14 protein-coding genes are annotated in these 20,485 nt (G+C 65.8%); 4 read left to right on the top strand and 10 right to left on the bottom strand.

The annotated features are described in order from the left end of the window. Positions 1-133: 133 nt before the first annotated feature. The 3 genes from IVB01_RS03035 to IVB01_RS03025 all read right to left on the bottom strand — a co-directional run bounded on the left by IVB01_RS03035 (position 134) and on the right by IVB01_RS03025 (position 3,051). The gene (locus IVB01_RS03035) at positions 134-1,027 is read right to left on the bottom strand and encodes an HlyD family efflux transporter periplasmic adaptor subunit (protein WP_247278646.1); all 894 of its coding nucleotides are present in this window, start codon (positions 1,025-1,027) and stop codon (positions 134-136) included. Between the two features lie 372 nt (positions 1,028-1,399). Beyond that, the gene (locus tag IVB01_RS03030; protein ID WP_247278647.1) at positions 1,400-2,524 is read right to left on the bottom strand and encodes a lactonase family protein; all 1,125 of its coding nucleotides are present in this window, start codon (positions 2,522-2,524) and stop codon (positions 1,400-1,402) included. A 125-nt stretch (positions 2,525-2,649) separates the two neighbouring features. After that, a complete protein-coding gene (locus IVB01_RS03025; RefSeq protein ID WP_247416793.1) occupies positions 2,650-3,051 on the bottom strand; it encodes a hypothetical protein in 402 nt (133 codons plus the stop codon). Between the two features lie 120 nt (positions 3,052-3,171). Here IVB01_RS03025 and IVB01_RS35410 point away from each other — a divergent pair, with 120 nt between their 5' ends. Continuing rightward, positions 3,172-3,294: a hypothetical protein gene (locus IVB01_RS35410; protein WP_346015472.1), complete on the top strand. Its 123-nt coding sequence runs from the start codon at positions 3,172-3,174 to the stop codon at positions 3,292-3,294. 256 nt (positions 3,295-3,550) lie between these two features. Here IVB01_RS35410 and IVB01_RS03020 read toward each other — a convergent pair whose 3' ends face one another. Next, positions 3,551-6,214 carry an EAL domain-containing protein gene (locus IVB01_RS03020; RefSeq protein ID WP_247494243.1) on the bottom strand — a complete coding sequence of 888 codons (2,664 nt, stop codon included), beginning with the start codon at positions 6,212-6,214 and terminating at the stop codon, positions 3,551-3,553. Between the two features lie 225 nt (positions 6,215-6,439). On the opposite strand from IVB01_RS03020, the gene IVB01_RS03015 reads away from it, so the two are divergent. Continuing rightward, positions 6,440-7,483 (top strand): LysM peptidoglycan-binding domain-containing protein, encoded by a 1,044-nt coding sequence (locus IVB01_RS03015; protein ID WP_247494242.1) that lies wholly within the window; start codon positions 6,440-6,442, stop codon positions 7,481-7,483. 354 nt (positions 7,484-7,837) lie between these two features. Continuing rightward, complete coding sequence (locus IVB01_RS03010; protein ID WP_247416817.1) at positions 7,838-9,094, top strand: Spy/CpxP family protein refolding chaperone; 1,257 nt, start codon at positions 7,838-7,840, stop codon at positions 9,092-9,094. 168 nt (positions 9,095-9,262) lie between these two features. Here the strand turns inward: IVB01_RS03010 and IVB01_RS03005 are convergent, their stop codons facing one another. Continuing rightward, complete coding sequence (locus tag IVB01_RS03005; protein WP_247416790.1) at positions 9,263-11,710, bottom strand: adenylate/guanylate cyclase domain-containing protein; 2,448 nt, start codon at positions 11,708-11,710, stop codon at positions 9,263-9,265. Between the two features lie 219 nt (positions 11,711-11,929). Next, on the bottom strand, positions 11,930-13,981 hold the full coding sequence (locus tag IVB01_RS03000; protein ID WP_247278654.1) for an AsmA family protein: 2,052 nt from the start codon (positions 13,979-13,981) through the stop codon (positions 11,930-11,932). Between the two features lie 233 nt (positions 13,982-14,214). Here IVB01_RS03000 and IVB01_RS02995 point away from each other — a divergent pair, with 233 nt between their 5' ends. Continuing rightward, positions 14,215-14,889: a Crp/Fnr family transcriptional regulator gene (locus IVB01_RS02995; RefSeq protein WP_247278655.1), complete on the top strand. Its 675-nt coding sequence runs from the start codon at positions 14,215-14,217 to the stop codon at positions 14,887-14,889. 364 nt (positions 14,890-15,253) lie between these two features. Here the strand turns inward: IVB01_RS02995 and IVB01_RS02990 are convergent, their stop codons facing one another. The 4 genes from IVB01_RS02990 to IVB01_RS02975 all read right to left on the bottom strand — a co-directional run bounded on the left by IVB01_RS02990 (position 15,254) and on the right by IVB01_RS02975 (position 20,467). Further along, complete coding sequence (locus IVB01_RS02990) at positions 15,254-15,493, bottom strand: DUF433 domain-containing protein (protein ID WP_247278656.1); 240 nt, start codon at positions 15,491-15,493, stop codon at positions 15,254-15,256. Positions 15,494-15,558: 65 nt separating this feature from the next. Beyond that, positions 15,559-18,708 (bottom strand): efflux RND transporter permease subunit, encoded by a 3,150-nt coding sequence (locus tag IVB01_RS02985; protein WP_247278657.1) that lies wholly within the window; start codon positions 18,706-18,708, stop codon positions 15,559-15,561. Beyond that, positions 18,708-19,637 carry an efflux RND transporter periplasmic adaptor subunit gene (locus IVB01_RS02980; RefSeq protein WP_247278658.1) on the bottom strand — a complete coding sequence of 310 codons (930 nt, stop codon included), beginning with the start codon at positions 19,635-19,637 and terminating at the stop codon, positions 18,708-18,710. Before IVB01_RS02980 ends, IVB01_RS02985 begins: the two co-directional genes overlap by 1 nt. 158 nt (positions 19,638-19,795) lie before the next feature. Further along, complete coding sequence (locus IVB01_RS02975) at positions 19,796-20,467, bottom strand: OmpA family protein (RefSeq protein WP_247278659.1); 672 nt, start codon at positions 20,465-20,467, stop codon at positions 19,796-19,798. Between the last annotated feature and the right edge of the window lie 18 nt (positions 20,468-20,485).

The following is a 20,485-nucleotide window of genomic DNA, read 5'->3' as shown; positions in this document are numbered from 1 at the left end:
CTGACACCACCATCTCCTTGCGCCTCAAGCTCAAGCGCGCCGGGTGGAACGATGCCTTTCTTTTTGAGCTCCTCGGCCACATGCGATAGCCCTGCCCTCTAGGGGAGGGTGAAGCATCGCGCTTCTTCAATCTCTACTTCGCCGCTTCGGCGCTCGCCATCACCGGGCGCACCGGATCGCCCTCGCGCAGCAGCGCGCCGGCGCGGGCGACGACGACGTCGCCATCGTTGAGTCCGTCGCGGACCTCGATATTGCCGCCCGCCATCAATCCGATCTCGACGCGCTTGGTCTCGACGCGATTGCGGCGGATCACCTGCACCACGGTGCCGGCCGAGGAATATTGCACGGCCGTCAGCGGCACCGCGACGTTGCAGCTCTGCCCGGTCTTGATCAGCGCGCGGCCGCTCGCATTCAGCAACAGGCGCTTCTGCGAGGAGATGCCGATATAGACCATGCCCTGCTGGATGTTCGGCTCAACGGTCGGTCCGATGCGGCGAATCTTGCCATCGATGTCGCCGGCGCCGGCAATGCGCACGGTGGCCTGCTGGTTGACGGCGAGCTTGCGCATGTCGGTGGTCGCGACCATGCCGACCAGATCGTATTCGCTGCGCGCCACGATCGTGAACAGGGCCTCGCCTTTGGCCGAGGCGAAATTGCCGATCTGCGCGGTCGACGTGGCGATCACGCCCGCCACCGGCGCGGTGACCTGAAGCGTGCCGCCTTCCGGCAGCGCCAGCCGCGCCAGCACCTGGCCGGCGGTGGTGGTCTGGCCGGCTTCCGCCAGCACCTCGGTCACTTTCAGGCCCGGACGTTCGGGCCGCACCGACGTTTCCTCGCGCGCAATGATCGTGCCGGTGGCTTCGACGATGTCGGAGAAGCAGGATTTCGCGACCTTCAGCACCGTGACTGCTGGCCCCTTGGGGGCATCGTCCTCGGCGGCTCCGGCCGGATATTGGCCGAGAGCGAACACTCCGGCGATGGCTGCGGGAAACAGGCTTCGGGCAACGGCACGGGGCAAATGACGCATCGAAAATTCCATGGGGTTCAAGCCCTTCAATCGATAGCAGATGGCAACGGGCCGGACTACGGCAGCGTTGTCCCACGGCGGGACGCCACGCCTGCGCGGGCCGCCGCGGCAAGTCCTTGATTAGTCGCGGGATTGGCGATCAGGTTCGCTCCCGCCGGATGGGGCAGGTCGCAGTGCAGGACCGGCCGTCAGCTCCGGCGATCGCCGACCGTCATGCCGGTGGAGCGGTCGAGCAGATGATCGTCGCCAAGCCGATACTGCACGTTCAAGCCGGTCCGGGGGCACTTGAAGACGATCTGACGGTCCATGCCCGGTGATATGAGGCAGGCTGCGCGAAACTACCGATGTTAGCGCAGGCCGGCCGCGCCTCCCTCACGGCAGGCTCAGAAACTCCACCCAGTTCGGCTTCTTGCCGGTGGGATAGGATTTCAGCTTGGCGAGCGCGCCGCTGCTCTGGTCGATCGCATAGACCGTCATGCCGTCGGAGAGTTCGCCGACCGCGGCGAGATAGCGCCCCGAGGGATCGACGTTGAAGCCGCGCGGCTGCTTCTCGGTCGGCACGCTGCCGATCGTGGTCAGCTTGCCGCTTGTTGCATCGACCTTGTAGGCGGTGAGCGTGTTCGTGGTGCGCTCTGAGGCGTAGAGGAAGCGCCCGTCCGGCGTGATGTGGATGTCGGCAGCCCAAGGCTTTCCGTTGAAGCCCTCGGGCAGCGCGGTGGTGCGCTGGGTCTCGGTCCAGGCGCCGTTCTTGGCCTCATAACTGAACGCCGCGACGTCGCCGTTCAGCTCGTGAATGAGATAGACGAACTTGCCGTTGGGGTGGAACACGAAGTGCCGCGGTCCCGATTTTTCCGGCACCTTGTGGGCAGGTGGATCGCTCGGCGTCAGCGTGCCGGTCGTGGCGTCGAACGCAAAGCTCAGCACCTGATCGGAGCCGAGATTGGTCGCGAACACGAAGCGATTGTCGGGCGAGGGCAGGAAGGCATGCGCGTTCAGCCCGGTCGGGATTATCTGCTTCGGCTCGCCGGCGACGCCGTTTGCGCCAAGCGGATTGAGCGCGACCTTGTTGCCGCCATAGGAGGCGCTGAACAGGAATTTGCCGCTGCGATCGACGGCGATATGGGCCATGCTGTCGGCGAGCGGCCCGTTGCCCACATGACTGAGGCGGCCCGTCTTGGGATCGATCGCGAAGCTCACCGCAAGGTATGGCTGCGAGCGGATTCCGGCGATCAGCACGCGCTTGTCAGGCGTGATCGCCAGCGGCGTCGAGGAGCCCGGCTTTTCGATGCCGGTAAAAGCGGCCGTCTGCACCGGCGTCATCTCGCCGCTCTCGGCCATCTTGAACACGCTGACGTCGTTGCTGTCGGCGTCGCCGACATAGGCGAAGGTCTCGGCCATGCCGGCACGGACTCCAGGAATGAGGGCGAGAAAGGCGAGGGTGGTGGCGATCGCAGCGCGCGGCAGGCGCCGCGCGATACGTCGGGTCGGTCTCAACATGGTCTCCTCCTCAAAGCCGGTGCGGCATTGTCGTTTTGCCGTTGAGGATAGCGGGAGGCGCGCCGTCACACCAAATTCCAGTTGGGATTGATCGATGCCGAAATTGTATCGGTGGCTCAGGATGGCTACCGCACCGCCGCCGTCACGCTGCGGGAGGGCAAATGCGGGCCGGGCGGGCGATTCGGCGGCCCGAGCACGGTCCATACGGTGACCGCAAGCAGCCCGCAGGTCAGGATGGTCCAGGCGATCAGTCGTCTCCGCATCAGCCCTAATCCATCGGTCGAAATCGCGATGCCCCCGGGGCAACGATCGTGCACCGCAAACCGCGGCGATCCTATGACCTCGTTCACAGGCGAACCAATGCCGCCCCAGCGCATTGAAGCATTATGCCCCGTGAAAACGATCTCGAAGGCGAGCCCGACATGGGCGGCAAGCATGGCGGCCAGAAAGGCCAGCCCAAGCTGCCGCCGCGTCCGCTTGAGGGCGAGCGCGACGAGGACGTCGTGGCAAAGCGCCACACCGGTCAAACCGGTCGCAGCTCCCCGCCGACCAAACAAAAATAGCGCCGCATGCGCACCGGGAACGGCAGCCTCGCCTTGCCGTTATCCTGATCCCCGGGCGGAGGAGATCGAAACGGAGGCTGGCACGTGTTTTGGATCTATTGGGACACCGCCTGGTCGCTGATCATCAGCGGCATCATGTTCGCCACCATCGTCGCCCATCCCGACGCCGAGATCGCCGAAGTCCGTGCCGCAAAAGGCCTGATGTGAGCTTTCGTCCCTCCGCGACGTCATCCTGCATGCTGCGCGAAAAAGCCCGATGAGATCGGGATGTGATCGTCACTGCGCGTCCATTCATCTTCGAGCATGATGCTGACACCGGCGCACACTCGCTTTCGGAACACGCTTCGTCATTCTCGCTCCCTGATCGAGTCCAGCTTCAAATCAATCGTCGGCACTTGTACGGACCGGTGCGTTCTATGGCTGCGCGGACATCGCGGATGGAGCGGCCGTAATGAGCGCGCCGCTAAGCCGCCGCGGCCTGTGCCGACAAGAGCTGCTTCAGTTTCGCCGCCGGCACGGCCGGGCTGAACAGCCAGCCCTGCATCTGGCTGCATCCGAGCTGACGCAGCACCTCGCGCTGGGCCTCGGTCTCGACGCCTTCGGCCGTCGTCGCCATGTGCCGCGCGGCGGCCATGTGCACCACCGCCTGCACGATCGGGGAGGAATCATCAGGCTCGCCGATGTCGCTGATGAAGCTGCGGTCGATCTTGATCTTGTCGAGCGGGAAGCGGTGCAGATAGCTCAGTGACGAATAGCCGGTGCCGAAATCGTCGAGCGCGATGCGCACGCCGAGCTCGCGCAGCTGCTGGAGGATCGTCAGCGCCTCCTCGTCGTCGCGGATCAGCACGGTCTCGGTGATCTCAAGCTCGAGCCGTCCCGGTGCCAGCCCCGATTCCGCGAGCGCCGCGGCGATCTTGAGCGCCAGCGTCCGCGATCGGAACTGCACCGGCGAGACATTCACCGCGATGTGGATCTGGCCGGGCCAGCTCGCGGCCTCGGTACAGGCCTGCTTCAGCACCCATTCGCCGATCTCGCTGATCAGGCCGGTGTCTTCGGCGACCGGGATGAAGTCCGCCGGCGAAACCATGCCGCGCTCGGGATGGCGCCAGCGCAGCAGCGCCTCGCAGCCGGTGACGACATTGGCCGCGAGGTCGACCAGCGGCTGGTAGTGCACCTCGAACTCGCCGCGCGCAAGCGCCTGGCGCAGATCGAGCTCGAGCTGCCGGCGCTGCCGCGCCTTGGCGTCGTATTCGGGCGAGAAGATGCGAAAGGTGCGGCGCCCTTCCGACTTCGCCGCATACATCGCAAGATCGGCGCGCTTGAGCAGGTCGTCGATATTGTCGCCGTGATCGGGCGCGATCGCGATGCCGATGCTGGCGTCGGTCGGGATTTCCTGGCCCTTGCAATTGACGGGCGCTCGCAGCGCATTCAAGATCGTTTCCGCCAACGCGGCCAGCTGAGCCTGATCGTTGGTGCCGGCCTTGATGATCGCGAATTCGTCGCCGCCGAGCCGTGCGACCATGTCGTTGCCGCTGACGCAGGCGCGCAGGCGGCTTGCGACCTGGCGCAGCAGCTCGTCGCCGACCTCATGTCCCAGCGAATCGTTGACGCCCTTGAACTCGTCGACATCGATATAGAGGATCGCGAACGGCTTGCCCTGGCCGAGCTCGGCGACGCGGCGCTCCAGATGGCCGCGCATCAGCACGCGGTTGGGCAGGTCGGTCAGCGCGTCGTAATGCGCCATATGCGCAATGCGCTCGTCGGCGCGGATGCGCTCGGTGACGTCGTCATGGGTCGCGAGCCAGCCGCCGGCCGCGCCCGGCTGGTTCTTGATCTCGATCAGGCGGCCGTCGGCGGTCTCGACGATGGCGCTCTGGGTGCGCCCGATATGGCTCAGGATATCGTCGCAATAGGACTCAACGTCGCCGTGGAACGAGCCGGTGTGGTGGCGATGCCGGATCACGTCGCGGAAATGGACGCCTGGCTTCACCACGTCGGCGGATAGCGCGTACATTTCGATATAGCGCCGGTTGCAGACGATCAGCCGCTCGTCCTGATCGAACATCAACAGGCCCTGCGTCATGGTGTTCATCGCGGTGTCGAGTCGTTGCTTCTCCAGCGAGAGCCGGTGCGTCACCTGGCGGAAGATCAGATAGAGCGTCAGCACGAGCAGGCCGATCGACAGCACGGCCACCATGACGAAGAATTTCGTCTGCGTGCGCCAGGTGGCCAGCGTTGCATCCAGCGACTTGGTCGCGACCACGACCAGCGGCTCACCGGTGAGGAGGCGCGCGGCGACGATGCGGTCCTTGCCGTCGATCGGGCTTGCGAGCTGGGTGGTGACGAAGGTGCGCTCGAACACCGCCATCTGCTCGGGCGTGCCCTTGCGGAAGTTCTGCCCGATCATGTCATCGACATGCGGGATGCGTGCGAGCAGCTGGCCGTTCTGGTGGTGCATCGCAATCGAGGATTCCTCGCCGAGCCCGGTCGAGGCGAAGAAGGATTCGAGCTGCTCCGGCGCGATCGCGCGCGAGACCAGCCCAAGGAATTCGCCGTGCGGGCCGGAGACGCGCCGCGCGAACACGATCGCCGGCCCGTTGCCGAGCCGGCCCCGTACGATCTCGATCTCTTCCTGCGCGGCCGGATCGTTCTTGAGGCGATTGAAATAGCCGCGGTCGGCCACCGAAATCGCGGCAACCGGCCAGCGCCGCGATGAATTGATCAGCACACCCTCGGAATCGAACACATTGGCGCCGGCGACGTCAGACCAGCCGCTGGCCTTTGCGCGCAGCACCTCGTGCACGGCGAGCGTGCCCATCTCGCTGCGAAAGACCTCAGCGGATTCGATGCCATGACTTTCGAGCTCGGCGATGATGCTCTTCTGGAGCACCGCAAAGTCCTCGAACTCACGGTCGAAATGCCGGGCGAGCATGCGGACGGAGTTTTGCAGGCTCTCGCGGCCGCTCTCGATTGCATTCTGCCGAAAGCGGTCGACGGTGAGCGCGGTGCCGACGGCGGTCGCGGCCATCAGCACGAAGCCGCCGACGATCAGCCATGTCAGCGGTGCCCCGCGCCAACGGCGCAGCAACGCGCGCATCCGCGCGGTCGATCCAATCGATGTGCCCATCCAGCCCTCCCGTGGAACGCAAGATGCAGCAAAACCGCCAAGACCCCGTTACCAGCGAGGGTTAGGGAAGGATGAATTGGAACGCGCGGGCTGGCGCGGTTCATCCGGGGCGCGCCTGAACGGAGGCTTGTCATCCCAATGATCGTCTTGCTGCCGCAGCCAAATCGGCGCAATTTGCCGCGTCCGCTGATTTGCGACCCAGGTTCTGACTAAGGTTCATTTTCGATGATCACCGCATCCAAGGCCTTCATTGCATTCTGTCTGCTCGCGGTGGGCGGTACCGCGGTGGTGATCGGCGCCACCGACCTGCGTCGCCTGCTGCTGACGGGCGAGGCGAAGACCGAAGTCGCCGCCAAGCCGGAGGCAAAGGTCGAACCCAGACCGGAACTCAAACAGGATCCCAAGTCGGAAGAGCCGAAGCTTGCCGCCAGCGCGCCGGCCGCAACCGTCTCGCCGGTGCCCGAGCCGAAGGTGGGTGCGTTGGCCGAGACGCAGAAACAGGTCGCGGCGCTGGCCGATCTCGCGCCGGTCAAGCCGCCGGCGGCTGCGACCGATGCGGGCCCCCGTTTCGACGTTGCGCGGATCGACGATCATGGCGAAGCCGCGGTGATCGCCGGCCGGGCCACACCGGGTGCGAAGGTCGAGCTCTTGCGCGACGGCAAGCCGCTCGATTCGGTCGTGGCCGATGCGTCGGGGCAGTTCGTGATGACCCCGCCGCAGCTTCCTGCCGGTTCCTATGAGCTGACCCTGCGGGCGAAATCGACCGACGGGACCGTCACGCAATCCGCCCGCTCCATGCCGGTGACGATCGCCGAAGCCGCGCCGCCGCCCGCGCGCCCGGTACCGGCCGCGCGGCAGGAAGCGAAGCAAGAAGCGAAACAAGCGCCGAACCAGGCCGAGAAACCCGACGACAGGCCTGAAGTCGTGGCCTCCTTGCCCTCGGCGGCGCCACGCCTGGCCTCGGCACCCGACGGGCCCGCGGCTCGGCCCAGATTGACTGGCGCGCCGAAGCCGAAGGTCATGGCCCGCGCACCGGCGGCGACCGCAGTGGCATCGGCTTCGCCGGCGGACGCACTCAATGGTGCACCGGCGGAAGCGGGTGGCAGCCGCGTGATCTCCCACGGCGATAGCCTGTGGGCGCTCAGCCGGCTTGCCTATGGTGACGGCGCCCGCTACGCCGTGATCTTCAACGCCAACCGCAGCAAGATCCATAATCCCAATTTGATCTATCCCGGCCAGACCGTCGTGATGCCGCCAAAGGCGCAGTGAGGCGGTTTTTCTTCTTTCTCTCTTCTCTGCGGCCATCTTTCGAGACGCCCCCTCAGGCGGGCCCTCAGGATGAGGACGATGAGCGCGGCAGCAGTTTCAACAGGCACCGATGCTGCCTAGCCTCATCCTGAGGAGACCGCGGAGCGGTCGTCTCGAAGGACGAGGCGTGCCCTCAGGCCCGGCCAAGCGCCATATGCGCGATAGTCCTGACGCAAGCGGGGAGCTGCCGCGACGCTTTGCCCGGTGCCGCTCCGGAACAATCGGTTCCCCCAGGCGTCATTGTGATGCGACGCAGTGCGCGCTTGGCGCTGGGAGGAGGCCGAGGTGGTCGGGTCAGCTTTCGTGTCCGGACGCATGGGACTGGCGTTGGCGGGCGCTGCCCTCATGTGTGTGGCAGTGCTGCTGCCTGACAAGGCCGAGGCCCAGTTCGGATTGCGCGGCGGTCCGCTCGGCGTTGCACGTTTTGCCGTCGGCCACATGATCGGCATGTCGCGCTTGCGCCATGCCCGCATGGCGGTGCGCGGTGGCCGATACCGTTCGGCCGCGCTGAGGTCGCAGGATCCCCGCGGCGCCGAGCGCGGCCAGCCTGCCAACCCTTACGTCCTGCGTGCGGCGCTCACGGCGCAGGCTGCGCTGTCGGGCTGGCAGGGCGGTCGCCGTCCGCAGGGATGGTGGCGCCATCCCGACGGCAGCTATGGCTGGGTCGGCCCGGTGTTCTGGCCGTTCGCGCATGATGATCTCACCACCGCGATCATCTTCGGCGACACCACCAGCCTCTCGCTCTATGGCTATGGCGACATCTATGCGGCGATCTTCGCGCCCTACGTCGCCACCGAACTTGCCGCCTACATCGCGCCGCAAGGCCGGCGCGCTCGGCGAATTCCGTCCGCGGAGACTCTTTGCGAAGCCAGCGACGCCGGCGGTCTCCCCGTCGAGCGGGTCACCGCCGCCGTGGCGCCGAACGAATCGCAGCGCACCGCGCTCGACGAGCTCGCATCCGCCTGGGCCGCTGCGCGCGACACCATCCGTGCCGCCTGCCCGACGCAGGCCCCGGCCACGGCCGCCGAGCGCCTCGGCCTGATGAGTGAGCGGCTCCAGGCCATGATCAAGGCCATTGACGCGGTCGCGCCGCCGCTTTCGAAATTCGTCGGTCTCCTCAATGACGACCAGAAGGCAAGACTCAATGCGCTCGCCAATGAGCGTCGCGCCGCGCTTGCCGCGGCTCTGCCCAAGGACGCGCAGGCGGCCGCCGCCTGCAAGCCGGACTATGATCCTCGCTATGACGAAAAGGCGCAGCGCCAATACGAGCAGCTCGTGCAGCAGCAATGGCCCGTTGCCGAGATTGCTTCCACGCTCAAGCTCGACGAGATCGCCCGCGCCCGCCTTGACGTGCTCCAGGACACCACTCTGCGCACCGTGGAGACACTGAGCGCCTGCCCGGCGGAGGCCGCCGCGACACCGCAGGCCCGCCTCGCCGCCGTGAAGGCGCGGCTGGAGACAATGCTGCAAGCGGTCGGCGGCGTCAGCGATGCACTCGACGATTTCGAGGCGGATCTGAGCGACGAGCAGAAGGCCGGCTTCGAGGCGATCGGGCCGAAGCGGGGGGCGTGAGCGCAGAAGGGATGTGGTTCGCGGGAGGGTCGGAGAGATGATGTCTTTCTCCCAGTGTTTTGCCCGACGTGTCAAACCACGCCACCACCCGCGCGAGGCCCTCGTAAGTCATTGATCTTGCAGCCCCCGCCTACTGTGCATGGGGTTGTTTTCGCACTTTTGTCTTGGCTACCCTCGCCGCCGCACCGCGGCCGCATCCACCACGTTCTCCACCTCCTCGCGCCAGGACAAGATTTCCATCGCGAGCACGGGGTGATTGAAGCCCTTGAGATGGAGATCGTCGAGGGCGCGGGCTTCGACCCACGGTTCGACCATGCCGTAGACGCGGCGGCTCACCACGATCTGGTTGGGCTTAGCCTCGCCGCAGAGGCGGGAGGCGAGGTTGGTGACGCTGCCGATCGCGGCATATTCCAGCCGCTGCTCAAAGCCGACTTGGCCGAGCGTCGCATAGCCGAGCGCAATGCCGATGCCGAAGCCGAGGCTATGGCCGCGGTTGCGCCAGCGCTCGGTCAGCGGGCCGATCGTGTCGCGCATCTCCACCGCCATCTTCACGGCGCGCTTCGTGTGGTCCTCGAATTGAATCGGCGCATTGAACAGGATCATGACACCGTCGCCGGCATATTTGTCGAGCGTGCCCTCATACTTGAAGATCAGCTTGCCGAGCGCGGCGTGATATTCGCGCAGCACGTTCATCGCCTCTTCCGGCTCGGTTGCTTCCGTGAACGCGGTGAAGCCGCGCAGGTCGCAGAACACCACGGTCACCTCGCGGCGCTGGCTGGTGAGCAGCCCCTCAGGGCTGTCCGAGGAGGCGATCAGCTGGGCGACCTGCGGCGCCAGGAAACGCTCGAGCTTGCGGATGCGCTCGATCTCGCCGAGCTGGGTCTTGACCCGAGCCTCCAGCGACTTGTTCCAGTCCTTGAGCTGCTCGGTCTGCTCGCGCAGCTTGTCGGCCTGGGCGCGCACGGTCTCGTTCGCCGCCTCCAGCGCGCGGCTCTTGTGATCGACCTCGGTGAACAGCCGCGCATTGCGCATCGCCAGCACCGCCTGGTTGGCAAAGGTGCGCATCAGGCCGATGATGCTGGGGGCGAATTCGCCGCTGGCACGGCGCAGCACGACCAGCGAACCGAGCGTGCCCTGCTGGTCGACCAGCGGCACCACCAGCACCGAATGGAAGCCGGCATTGACGGCGACGTCGCGCAACGGCTGCTCGAAAGCATGGTCGAGATCGGCCAGCGCAATCGGCTCGCCGGTCATCGCCGCATCGCTCAGGATGTTCTCGCCCTCGTCGATGGTGAGGTGGGCACCGTCGGCCGATTTGCCGATGCCATTGGCCTCGACCAGGCTGAAGCGGCGCTCATCCGCGTCATAGCCGTAGATCAGCACGGCATCGGCACGGGTGATCTCGATCGCGCGGGCGGCGATCGTCGGCAGCACGGCATCGAGATCGAGCGAGGAGGCGACCGCGCGGCCGACCTCTTCCAGCACCTTGAGCTCGTGGATCGACTGCGCGAGATCACGGGTGCGCTCCTCGACCTTGGTCTCCAGGTTCGAATAGGTCTCCTGGATCTGATCGGCCATGCGGTTGAACTGGCTTGCGAGGTCTTCCAGCTCGTCCGAGGTGCGCACATCGATGCGATGACTGAAATCCCCCTCGCCGAGCTTGTGGGCGCCGTCGCGCAGCGCCGTGATCGGGATGATCATGCGGCGGGCGAGCAGCGTGCCGGCGAGGATCGCGACCATCAGGCCCATGCCGATCAGGAGCGCGATGCGCACGAGCTGGTCGCGGATCGGCATCAAGGCCTGCGTGGCCGGCTGCTCGAACAATACGCTCCAGCCGAGCTTCGGCACCGTGCTCGCGGCGCTCATCACCGCATGGCCGTTGAAGTCGGTGCCCGACGTGTCCGGCTCGCCGCCGGGCGCGATCGCGGCCGCGACCTGCGGCAGCTTCGACAGATCCTTGCCGACATCGGGCCCTCTAGAGGACGTCGCCAGCACGCGGCCACGCGGGTCGACCACATAGGCAAAGGCGGCCTTGCCGACCTGGGCGTCGGACAGGAGCTCGGAGAGGAAGCTGAGATCGATCTCGGCGACAGTGACGCCGGCGTTGAAGCCGGAATGCGCCACCGAGATCGACATGTAAGGGGTTCGGTCGGCGAACCAGGCCGGCGCGTAGCTGACGCCGCGGGCGACGGTGTCGGTGAAGCGCATGTCGCGGGAGAGGTCGGCATTGCTCCCCGTCGTGGTCGACTGGCGCGAGACGCGCAGCACCTCGCGGCCCTCGCCGTTGAGCTGGAACAGTTGGCTGACGACCGAGACCTGGTGCAGGAGCGACGCGTAGTCGGCACGGCGCTTCTCGAGCGTATCCTGGCTCGCCCGCGTCACCCAGCTGATCTGGCGCTCGAGCTCCGAGATCGACTGCTCGACCCGCCGGGCAGCGCCTTGCGCCTTGTCCTCCAACCCGTCGATCAGCGACGTCCTGGTGGCGCGGTAGGAGATCCAGGTCTCCATCGCGCCGTTGACGGCGAGCACGAACACGACGAGGCCGACGAGGGAGACAACGTATTTGGCGAACAGGCCCTCGCGTAAAAACCGTGTCTTGTCGTTCGCTCCTGCCATCCCGATCCTCTCGCGCCGCCATTGACGCTGCGCGCTACGGGCCGCACCGGCCCTGGCAGCCTTCTACCACAATTCGGGCCAAGGATTGCCAAGGGGCCCGACCGAGCCGCCGTTGTGGTTACCCGCTGTGGGCGCCGGGACAGGTGGAAAGGCAGCGCGTGGAAAGGGGTGAATTGCAGCGGCTTCCTCGCTGTGGAGCCCAGTGCGCGGGTCCGCCAATCATCGATTGAAGAGCTGCCGCAGCACGTCGTTCATTGGCTGACTGTCCTGCTGTACCACCGGCGGGTCCTCCAGGGCGGGGGCGGCAGGCGAGGCCTGTGGCGCAGGCGTGGGTGGCGGCGCCGGCAGGCTGCGGCTGCGGCCGGTGCCAGCGCCGGCCCCGGCGCCGCTGGAAAGCCCCTGCTGGATCAGATTGCCGATGGCTTCGCCCAGGGGACCGCCGAGCAGATTGTTCTGTCCCGGCTGCGAACCTTGTGGATTGGCATTGCTGGTCGCGTTGCCACCGCCCGGTGCAGTGCCGCCCAACCCCAGGCCGCCCAGGATATTGCCAAGCCCAGCGCCATCGGGGCCGAACAGGCCCTTGCCCATCTCGCGCAGCTTGGCATAGGCGGCATCCGGATTGTCGAGCACGCCGGCCATGTCGGGATAGATCCGCGGCTGCGACCAGGTGCCCTGGATCATCACGGGGATGCCGAAGCCGACCGGATCGGAGGTACGGCCCTGACCCTCGGTCGTCATCATGAGCTTGGGCTCGACGCGGAAGCCCATCATCTTGGTGTCAAGGGCGATGGTGCCGGCGCCGGTGACGCGCACCAGCGGCCCGATCAGATTGAGATCGGTCGTCACCGCCTGGCCCTTGTCGATGCGGAAGGAGGCCGAGAGCTGCGACAGGTCCGTGCTCTGGTCCCGGCTGGGGTCCTGGTCTTGTTGCCAGCCGGACAGCGTGCCCGTGGTCAGCGAGCGGATCATCTGCGCAACGTTGATGCCGCGGATCGCGCCGTCCTGGAAATTGACGAAGGCCGTGCCCTGCATGTTCGCCATCAGCGCGCGCTGGCTGGTGCCGGCGCTGCGCAAAGCGAGCTTGGCCTGCAGCTTGCCGTCGATGCGGTCGAATTCGGCAAGCCCCTGGAGCAGCGGCAGCGCGCGCACGCCGACGAGGTCGGAATGCATGGCGAAGCTCGGCGCGCCGGTGGTCGCGTCCAGGATCATCTCGCCCGAGACCTGGCCGCCATAGGCGCCGAGATTGGCGGTGCCGGCCTTCAGCACACCGCCGGCGAGTTTTGCATCGAGCGCGAGCGGCGAAAGCCGCGCATCACCGATCACGGCTTCGTTCGCCGAGATCCTGACTTGCGCGTCGACATAATTAAGCCCGGAGACGTCGATCGGCGCACTGCTCCAGGGCTGCCCGGCCGCGCCCTCCGGCGATTTCGCCAGCGGAATCGCGAGCCGCTGGAAGTCGAGATCGACCTTGACCAGCGGCTTGCTCGCGATGTCGACCGAAGCCCAGCCGTTGAAGGGGCTGTCGCCGAGCCTGCCGTTCAGGCCGTTGATCATCACGATGTCGCCGCTCAGCCGGATCTCGGCGTGACCTGCGAGCTGGGACTTCAGCACGTCAGGCATGTCGATGGCGAAGTCGACCGGGATCGTCGGCCGGTCGCCCGCCGCCGTCGGCGTGGTCCCCTTGATGTCGAACTTGGTCGGATGTTCGCCGACGCGCGCGGTGCCGGTGATGTTGACTTTGCGATCGCCACCAACGATCGCCTCGGCGTTGATGGCGCTGATGCGGCCCTCGACGCGATCGCGCACGCGCGCGAATGCAATCTCGCCATCGGTGATCTTGACGCGATCGATGGTCGCGCTATTCGTGTCGAGCGCGAGCGGCTTCGACGCGGTGCCGGCATTCGGCAGGCGCTCACGCAGCAGCGGCTGGTAAAGCACGGGATGGGTGACGACGAGCTCGCTGATCTCAGGCTGGCCCGACCACACGCTGGAGAGCGACATGTCGGCCTGCACGCTGTCGACCGTCAGGCGCGTGATGCCGCTGCGGTCCTTCGGGTCTTGCAGCGTGAGGTCGCCCAGGGTGACGTTCAGCGTCGGCCACAGGCTGATCTTCGTGGTGCCGTCGATCGACAGGCGATAGCCGGTCGCGCTCTCGACCCGCGCGGCAATCGTCGAGGTCAGGAAGCCGGAGGGGATTCCGACCACCAGAAGGATTGCGATCACGATGATGACGGCGGCTATTGTCGCGCCGACGAACTTCATAGCTCTCATGTCGACTTCCCAGCGACGGACAATCGGCGGCGAACCCGGCAGATTACCGTCATTTGCACGTGAGTTTATCCCGGGACGGGAAGCGGCTCCAAGCGCGCAAAAATAGTCGGGAGGTGCTGCAAAGTTATGTGACTTATGCCACACTTCTCCGGCGCGGTTTTACGCCATCCTACGCTGATGGTTCCAAGCGATTTGCCAAAGTCATTCACGAGTAAATTGACAAGGACATTGAAATGAGCAAGCAGGCCGAATTTGCGGTCATCCTGAAGATGAACGCGATGTTCGCTGACCTCGGCGCGGACGAACTCCAGCGGCTGTCCGGTCTCTGCCACACCCAGCATCTGGCGAGCGGCGAGGTGCTGTTTCAGAAGGGCGATCCAGGAGACGCGCTGTTCGGCGTGCGCCGCGGCCAGGTCCGCATCGAGACCGGCGCCTCCGACGGCAGCCGGCTGACGCTGAACTTCATGGGGCCGGGCGACCTGTTCGGTGAGGTCGCGGTGCTGGACGGCCAGAGCCGCACGGCCGATGCGACCGCGGGCGAGGCGAGCGAATTGTTCGTGCTGCGGCGCGAGGATTTCCTCGGTTTCCTCGAGCGCGAGCCGAAGGTCGCGATCAAGATCATCGCGCTGCTCTGCCAGCGCATCCGCTGGCAGAGCGAGCGCATGGAGGAATCCATGCTGCAACCGCTGCCGGTCCGGCTGGCGCGGCGGCTCTGCGCGCTCGCCGCCGATTTCGGCTCGGAGGTGCACATCTCGCAGGAGCAGCTCGGCGTCTTCGTCGGCGCCGCCCGTGAAAGTGTCAACCGCCAGCTTCAGGCCTGGCGCAAGGAGGCAATCCTCGATCTCCAGCGCGGCCGGATATTGCTGAGGAACATGACAAAGCTGACCGCGATCGCACGGAACGAGTAGAATCAAGCGATCGGGAGTCTGCGCCGACGCACACGTTCCGGTTGATCGTGATGATGCTATCCTGGATTTCGTTCTCAGGCAGGGCAGATAAAACCTCCGCCAATCGGGCCCGGACGGCCGCTTCCGTCCAGTCGCCCCCTCGGAATAGAATGAGACTTGGGCTGTCACTTCCCGCAGTCGCGATCAGGCGAGGGCAGTCGAGATCCGCCGTGATGATCGTGCGATCCTCCTGTCTGGCACGATCGATGATCTCCACATCGCTTGCAGAATGAAAGCCTATCGCGGAAGCATGCACCGCATCATGCCCCATCTCTGTCAGCCAGTGCGACAAGTAAGGGCGAGAGGGGCATGTCGATGATGAATTTCACTTCGCCGTAACAGCGGGGTGCAGCTCGACGGATTCATCCTCAGCAAGGAAGGCCGCGTAGCGCAACGCTTCGTCGATGTCTCCACGTTCGAGATACGGGTAGTCGTTCAACACGGATTCACGTGTTTCGCCGGCAGCCAACAAGCCGAGCAGCCGTGCGACCGGAAATCGCATCCCGCGAATACAGGGCTTGCCGGTGCAGACCGCAGGATCGATCGTGATACGCGAGAAAGTCATGGGGCTAACATAGCGCCTGGAGGCGCCGTTCGCCAGTGTGCCGCCCTGGTTTGCTCGCCGGGATTTCACTCCGCCGCTGGGCGCGCGATGTTCTTCGGCGTCGGCGCCGCTTCCGCCGGCGCTGCTCCGTGATGACCGGGAGCCATCGCGTCCTCGCTGTGCACGATCAATCGCTTGGCGAAGCGCCAGATCAGTGCGCCGAAATCGTCCATCACCATGAACATCGCAGGCACGAACACCAGCGACAGGATGGTCGAGAAGATCAGGCCACCGATCACCGCGAGCGCCATCGGTGAGCGGAACTCGCCGCCGGCGCCGACCGCGAGCGCGCTCGGCATCATGCCCGCGGCCATTGCGATCGTGGTCATCACGATGGGGCGGGCGCGCTTCATGCCGGCGTCGATCATGGCCTCCTCGCGCGGCTTGCCGGTGCGAATGGCTTCGATGGCGAACTCCACCAGCATGATTGCGTTCTTGGTGACGATCCCCATCAGCATCAGGATGCCGATCCACACCGGGGTGGTGAGCTGCTTGCCGGTGACGAGCAAGGCGGCGATCGCACCGCCGATCGAGAGCGGCAGCGAGAACAGGATGGTAATCGGCTGGAGGAAAGTGCCGAACAGCAGCACCAGCACGGCGTAGACCATCATCAGGCCGGCCGTGATCGCGGTCGCAAAACCGTCGGACAGCTCGTTCAGGCTTTCGGCGTCGCCGGAGGGTGAGACTTTCACGCCTTTCGGCAGACTCTTCATCACCGGCAGGTCGTAGATCTTCTTGGTGGCATCGCCGAGCGCGGCGGAGCCGACGAGATCGGCCGCAACGGTCGCCTGCCGCTCGCGGTCGTAGCGGTTGATGCTGGTGGGGCCTTGGTCGAGCTTGACGTCGGCGATGACCGAGAGCGGCACGCCGCCCTTCTCGCCGTGCTCCCCGAGCGGGACACGGAGCTGCTCGAGCGTCTTCAGATTGCCGCGCGCGGCGTCTTCGAGCTGAACGCGGATCGGCACCAGGCGGTCGCCGACGTCGAACTTGGCGAGTGCAGGCCCGACGTCGCCGATGGTGGCGACGCGGATGGTCTGCGACAGGCTTTCGGTCGAGACGCCGAGCCGCGCGGCGAGATCGGCGCGCGGCTCGATGCGCAGCTCGGGTCGCTCCAGCGAGGTTTCCGAGATCACGTTGGAGATGGTGGGAATGCGCTTCATCTGCGTCGCAAGCTCGCTCGCGACGTTGTTGACGATGTTGGGATCCACACCGGTCACCACCAGCGAGATCGCGCGCAGGCCGTTCTCGTCGAGGAACCAGAAGCGGATGTCGGGAACGTTCTCCAGCTCCTGGCTGATCGAGAACTCGAGCTCGCGCTGGGTAATGTCGCGGCTGTCCTTGGGCGTGTAGTTGATGATCAGAGCGGCGCGCCGGACTTCCTGAGTGCCCGGCGGGACGCGCCCGCCGTCGACGAAGATGCTCTTCACCTCGGGCCGCTTGCGCAGCCGCGCGACGATGTCCTCGGTGACCTTTTCGGTGTAGGCGAGCTGAGTGCCAGGCGGCAGCTCGAGGGCAAGCAGCGAGCGGGCGCTGTCCTGCGCCGGCAGGAAGCCTTGCGGCAGCAGCGTGATGCTCCAGATCGAGGCGGCGAAGACGCCGAGCCCGATCAGCACCGTGATAAAATAGTGCTTCACCGACCAGGCCACGATCCCATGGTAGGACCGCAAGATGCGACCGGGCGGCGGCTCCACATGCGTGTGGTGCTTGAGAAAGTAGGCGGCTAGCACCGGGGTGACGAAGCGGGCCGCGAGCAGCGAGAAGAATACTTGGACCGAAACGGTAATGCCGAACTGCTTGAAGAACTGTCCGGCGATGCCCGACATGAAGCTCGCGGGTGCGAAGATCGCGATGATGGTCAGCGAGATCGCGATCACCGCGAGGCCGATCTCGTCGGCGGCCTCCAGCGCGGCACGGTAGGGCGACTTGCCCATGTTCATGTGCCGGACGATATTCTCGATCTCGACGATGGCGTCGTCGACCAGAATACCCGTCGACAGCGTGATGGCGAGAAAGCTGACGAGGTTCAGCGAGAAGCCGAGCAGGTCCATCGCCCAGAACGCCGGGAAGATCGACAACGGCAGCGAAATCGCGGCGATGATGGTCGCGCGCAGGTCGCGCAGGAACAGGAGCACAATGACGACGGCGAGGATGGCGCCTTCGAACAGGGTCGAGATCGCAGCGTGGTAATTGCCCTTGGTATATTCGACCGAGGTGTCGATCAGCTTCAGATCGACGTCGGGATAGGAGGCCTTCAGCGCGTCGATGCGCTTTTGCACGGCCTCGGCTACCTTCACGTCGCTGGCGCCCTTGGAGCGCTTGATGCCGAGCGCGACCACCGGCTCGCCGTTGAAGCGGGCGAAGGTGCGACGGTCGGCAATGGTGTCGGTGACGGTGCCAAGATCGTCGAGCCGGACCTCGCCGCCGCCGAACAGCGGGATCATTGTGCCGGCAAGATCGCCCAGCGTCTTGGCGCCGGCGAGCGTGCGGATGGCCTGGTCGTTCTTGCCGATCTCGGCGCGGCCGCCGGCGACGTCGACATTGGTGCCGCGCAGGCTCTGGCTGACATTGACCGCCGTCAGCCCCATCGCTTGCAATCGATCGGGGTCGAGCGAAACCAGGATCTCGCGCTCGACACCGCCGATGCGCTCGACCTGGGCGACGCCGCGCACACCCTGCAGCGCGCGCTTGACCACGTCGTCGACGAAATAGGAGAGCTGCTCGGGCGTCTTGCCGGGCGAGATCGCGGCATAGGTGACAATCGGCAGGCCGATGACGTCGACGCGCTGGATCAGCGGCTCAGTGACGTTCTGCGGCAGGTTGGAGCGCACGCGCGTCACCGCGTCCTTGACGTCGTTGAGCGCGCGGTCCGTGTTGGTCTCCAGCGCGAACTGGATCGTGGTGACCGACAGGCCGTCGGTGATCGAGGAGGTGATGTGCCGCACGCCCTCGACGCCGGAGACGGCGTCTTCAACCGTCTTGGTAACCTGGGATTCCAGCTCGGCAGGCGCAGCGCCGAATTGCGATACGGCGACCGAGATCACGGGAATGTCGGCCGACGGCAGCCGCGTCACCGCAAGCTTGGTGAAGGAGGTCCAGCCGAGGATCAGGAGGATGATCGAGAAGACGACCGACGGCAACGGATTGCGGATCGACCATGCCGAGATATTGAGAGCCATCAGCGTACCCGCGTGCGATCGAGTTCATCGGCGAACATGGTTTTGATCTGGTCGCCATCATGGAGCGAAGAGCCGGCGTCGGCGACAACGATTTCGCCGACCTCGAGCCCTTCCAGGATTTCCGTCGCGCTGTCGGACGATAGTCCGACCCGCACCTTGCGCGTCTCGACAATGTTGCCCTTGACGACTTGCACGGTGAGATGGTCGATCGCGGTCTTGGGAATCGAGACGCCGCAGCTTCGCTTGGCATCGATCGAGGCGCGGGCGAATACGCCGACCTTCAGCGAGGGATTGTTGGTGACGCTGATGCGGACGCGCCCGAGCTGGGTCGTGCGGTCGATTTCGGGCGCAACCAGCCGGACCCGGCCGATCAGATCGGGCGCGTCGTCGCGGCTGATGCGCACGGTCGCGCCGGAGCTGAGCTTGGGCATGTGAACCGCCGGGACCTGGGCGTCGAGCTCGATCTCGCTGTTGACGGCGATGCGGAACATCGGCCCGGCCTGCGGCGAGGCCGGCGCGCCGACGATGGTGCGGACCTCGGTGATGAGGCCCGGCGCGGGCGCCTTCAGCGAGATCGGGCCTTGCGGGCCGGGCCGCTGCGGTTGGCCCGGGATCTGCGGCGGCGCGGTCAGGCGGGCCAGTTCCTGATTATCGGTGACAACAGTGCCTTCGGTGACGAAGAGGTCCGTAACCCGAGAGCCTTCCTGGTCGGCCACGACCACGGCCTCGCGGCGCGGCACGAAGAAGCCGGTCACCCGCACGAGATCGGAGAAGCAGGCATTGGTCGACTTCGTCACGATGACGAGCGCCTCGCCCGGCGTTTCCTTCGCCTCAGGGCGATGCCGATGCTCAAACAGATAATAGCCGAGGCCGAGCGCCACGACGAACACCACCGTTCCCGCCGGCTTGAGATATTCGGAAAGGTTCATCGCCGGATCATCCTGGCCTGGCTCACGGCCGTCCGTACGAGGCCTATCGAGAGCGTTTCCCTGAAATAAAGTGGCGTCCCGCAAGGCTGCGGGACGCGCCCTGGAAGCGAGACGTTACACCACATCACGACTTGTCACTGCAAAGGATTGCGTCGTGCTTACTTGGATGCGGTGGTCTTGTTTTCCATGTTGACGACCTGCACGCGGCGGTTGACCTCCGCCATCGGCTGGTTCGGATCCTTCAGCTTGCTCTTGCCGTAGCCGACGGTGACGAGGTCGGTCGCGGAGATGCCGTACTTGTCGACGAGGTAGCGCTTAATCGAATCGGCGCGGCGCTCCGACAAGTCCTGGTTGTAGGCTTCGCCGCCTGCGGCATCGGTGTGACCGGCGACCACGAAGGTCGAGCCCTTGAGGTCGGGGCTCGTCAGCGCCCGGCCGAGCGCCTGCACGGACGGCATGGACTTGGCGCTGATATTGGCGGAGTTGTAGTCGAACGTGATCTCGAGATCGATGTTCGGCTTGTCCTTGGCGACCGAGGCGATTTCCTCGCGCTCGGTCGACGACAGCGAACGCGTCGAGCGGCCACGCACGGACTGGATCAGCTTGGTCTCCGCCGCGTTCGGCGCGGGATCGGCCTGCGGAGCGATCGAGAGGCCGCGCGTCAAAGGCTTCTTTGCCGGCGGCGCGAGCGCGCGGACGATCTCGTCCTCGGTGACGTTCTTGCTGTTGCTTTCGTCGCCCGCGACGGCGGGCGAAGCCGGCAGCGACAGAGCGGCGCCGATGGTGATGATGGACAGGATCGCGGTAAGTCCCTTTGCAGCCAATCTCATAGCAGTCCCTCCTGCGCG

This window comes from Bradyrhizobium sp. 164 (assembly GCF_023073715.1).
GTDB lineage: Bacteria > Pseudomonadota > Alphaproteobacteria > Rhizobiales > Xanthobacteraceae > Bradyrhizobium.
Note: the sequence above shows the minus strand (reverse complement) of the source record. Positions and strands in the feature narration are given on the sequence as shown.

Excerpts from the sequence above, each read along its gene's own strand:
- IVB01_RS02980 (WP_247278658.1), bottom strand. The coding sequence starts at position 19,637 with ATGAACCTTTCCGAATATCTCAAGCCGGCGGGAACGGTGGTGTTCGTC.
- IVB01_RS03015 (WP_247494242.1), top strand. The coding sequence starts at position 6,440 with ATGATCACCGCATCCAAGGCCTTCATTGCATTCTGTCTGCTCGCGGTG.
- IVB01_RS03035 (WP_247278646.1), bottom strand. The coding sequence starts at position 1,027 with ATGCGTCATTTGCCCCGTGCCGTTGCCCGAAGCCTGTTTCCCGCAGCC.
- IVB01_RS02985 (WP_247278657.1), bottom strand. The coding sequence starts at position 18,708 with ATGGCTCTCAATATCTCGGCATGGTCGATCCGCAATCCGTTGCCGTCG.
- IVB01_RS03005 (WP_247416790.1), bottom strand. The coding sequence starts at position 11,710 with ATGGCAGGAGCGAACGACAAGACACGGTTTTTACGCGAGGGCCTGTTC.
- IVB01_RS03020 (WP_247494243.1), bottom strand. The coding sequence starts at position 6,214 with ATGGGCACATCGATTGGATCGACCGCGCGGATGCGCGCGTTGCTGCGC.
- IVB01_RS02975 (WP_247278659.1), bottom strand. The coding sequence starts at position 20,467 with ATGAGATTGGCTGCAAAGGGACTTACCGCGATCCTGTCCATCATCACC.
- IVB01_RS03030 (WP_247278647.1), bottom strand. The coding sequence starts at position 2,524 with ATGTTGAGACCGACCCGACGTATCGCGCGGCGCCTGCCGCGCGCTGCG.
- IVB01_RS02990 (WP_247278656.1), bottom strand. The coding sequence starts at position 15,493 with ATGACTTTCTCGCGTATCACGATCGATCCTGCGGTCTGCACCGGCAAG.
- IVB01_RS03000 (WP_247278654.1), bottom strand. The coding sequence starts at position 13,981 with ATGAGAGCTATGAAGTTCGTCGGCGCGACAATAGCCGCCGTCATCATC.
- IVB01_RS02995 (WP_247278655.1), top strand. The coding sequence starts at position 14,215 with ATGAGCAAGCAGGCCGAATTTGCGGTCATCCTGAAGATGAACGCGATG.
- IVB01_RS03010 (WP_247416817.1), top strand. The coding sequence starts at position 7,838 with ATGGGACTGGCGTTGGCGGGCGCTGCCCTCATGTGTGTGGCAGTGCTG.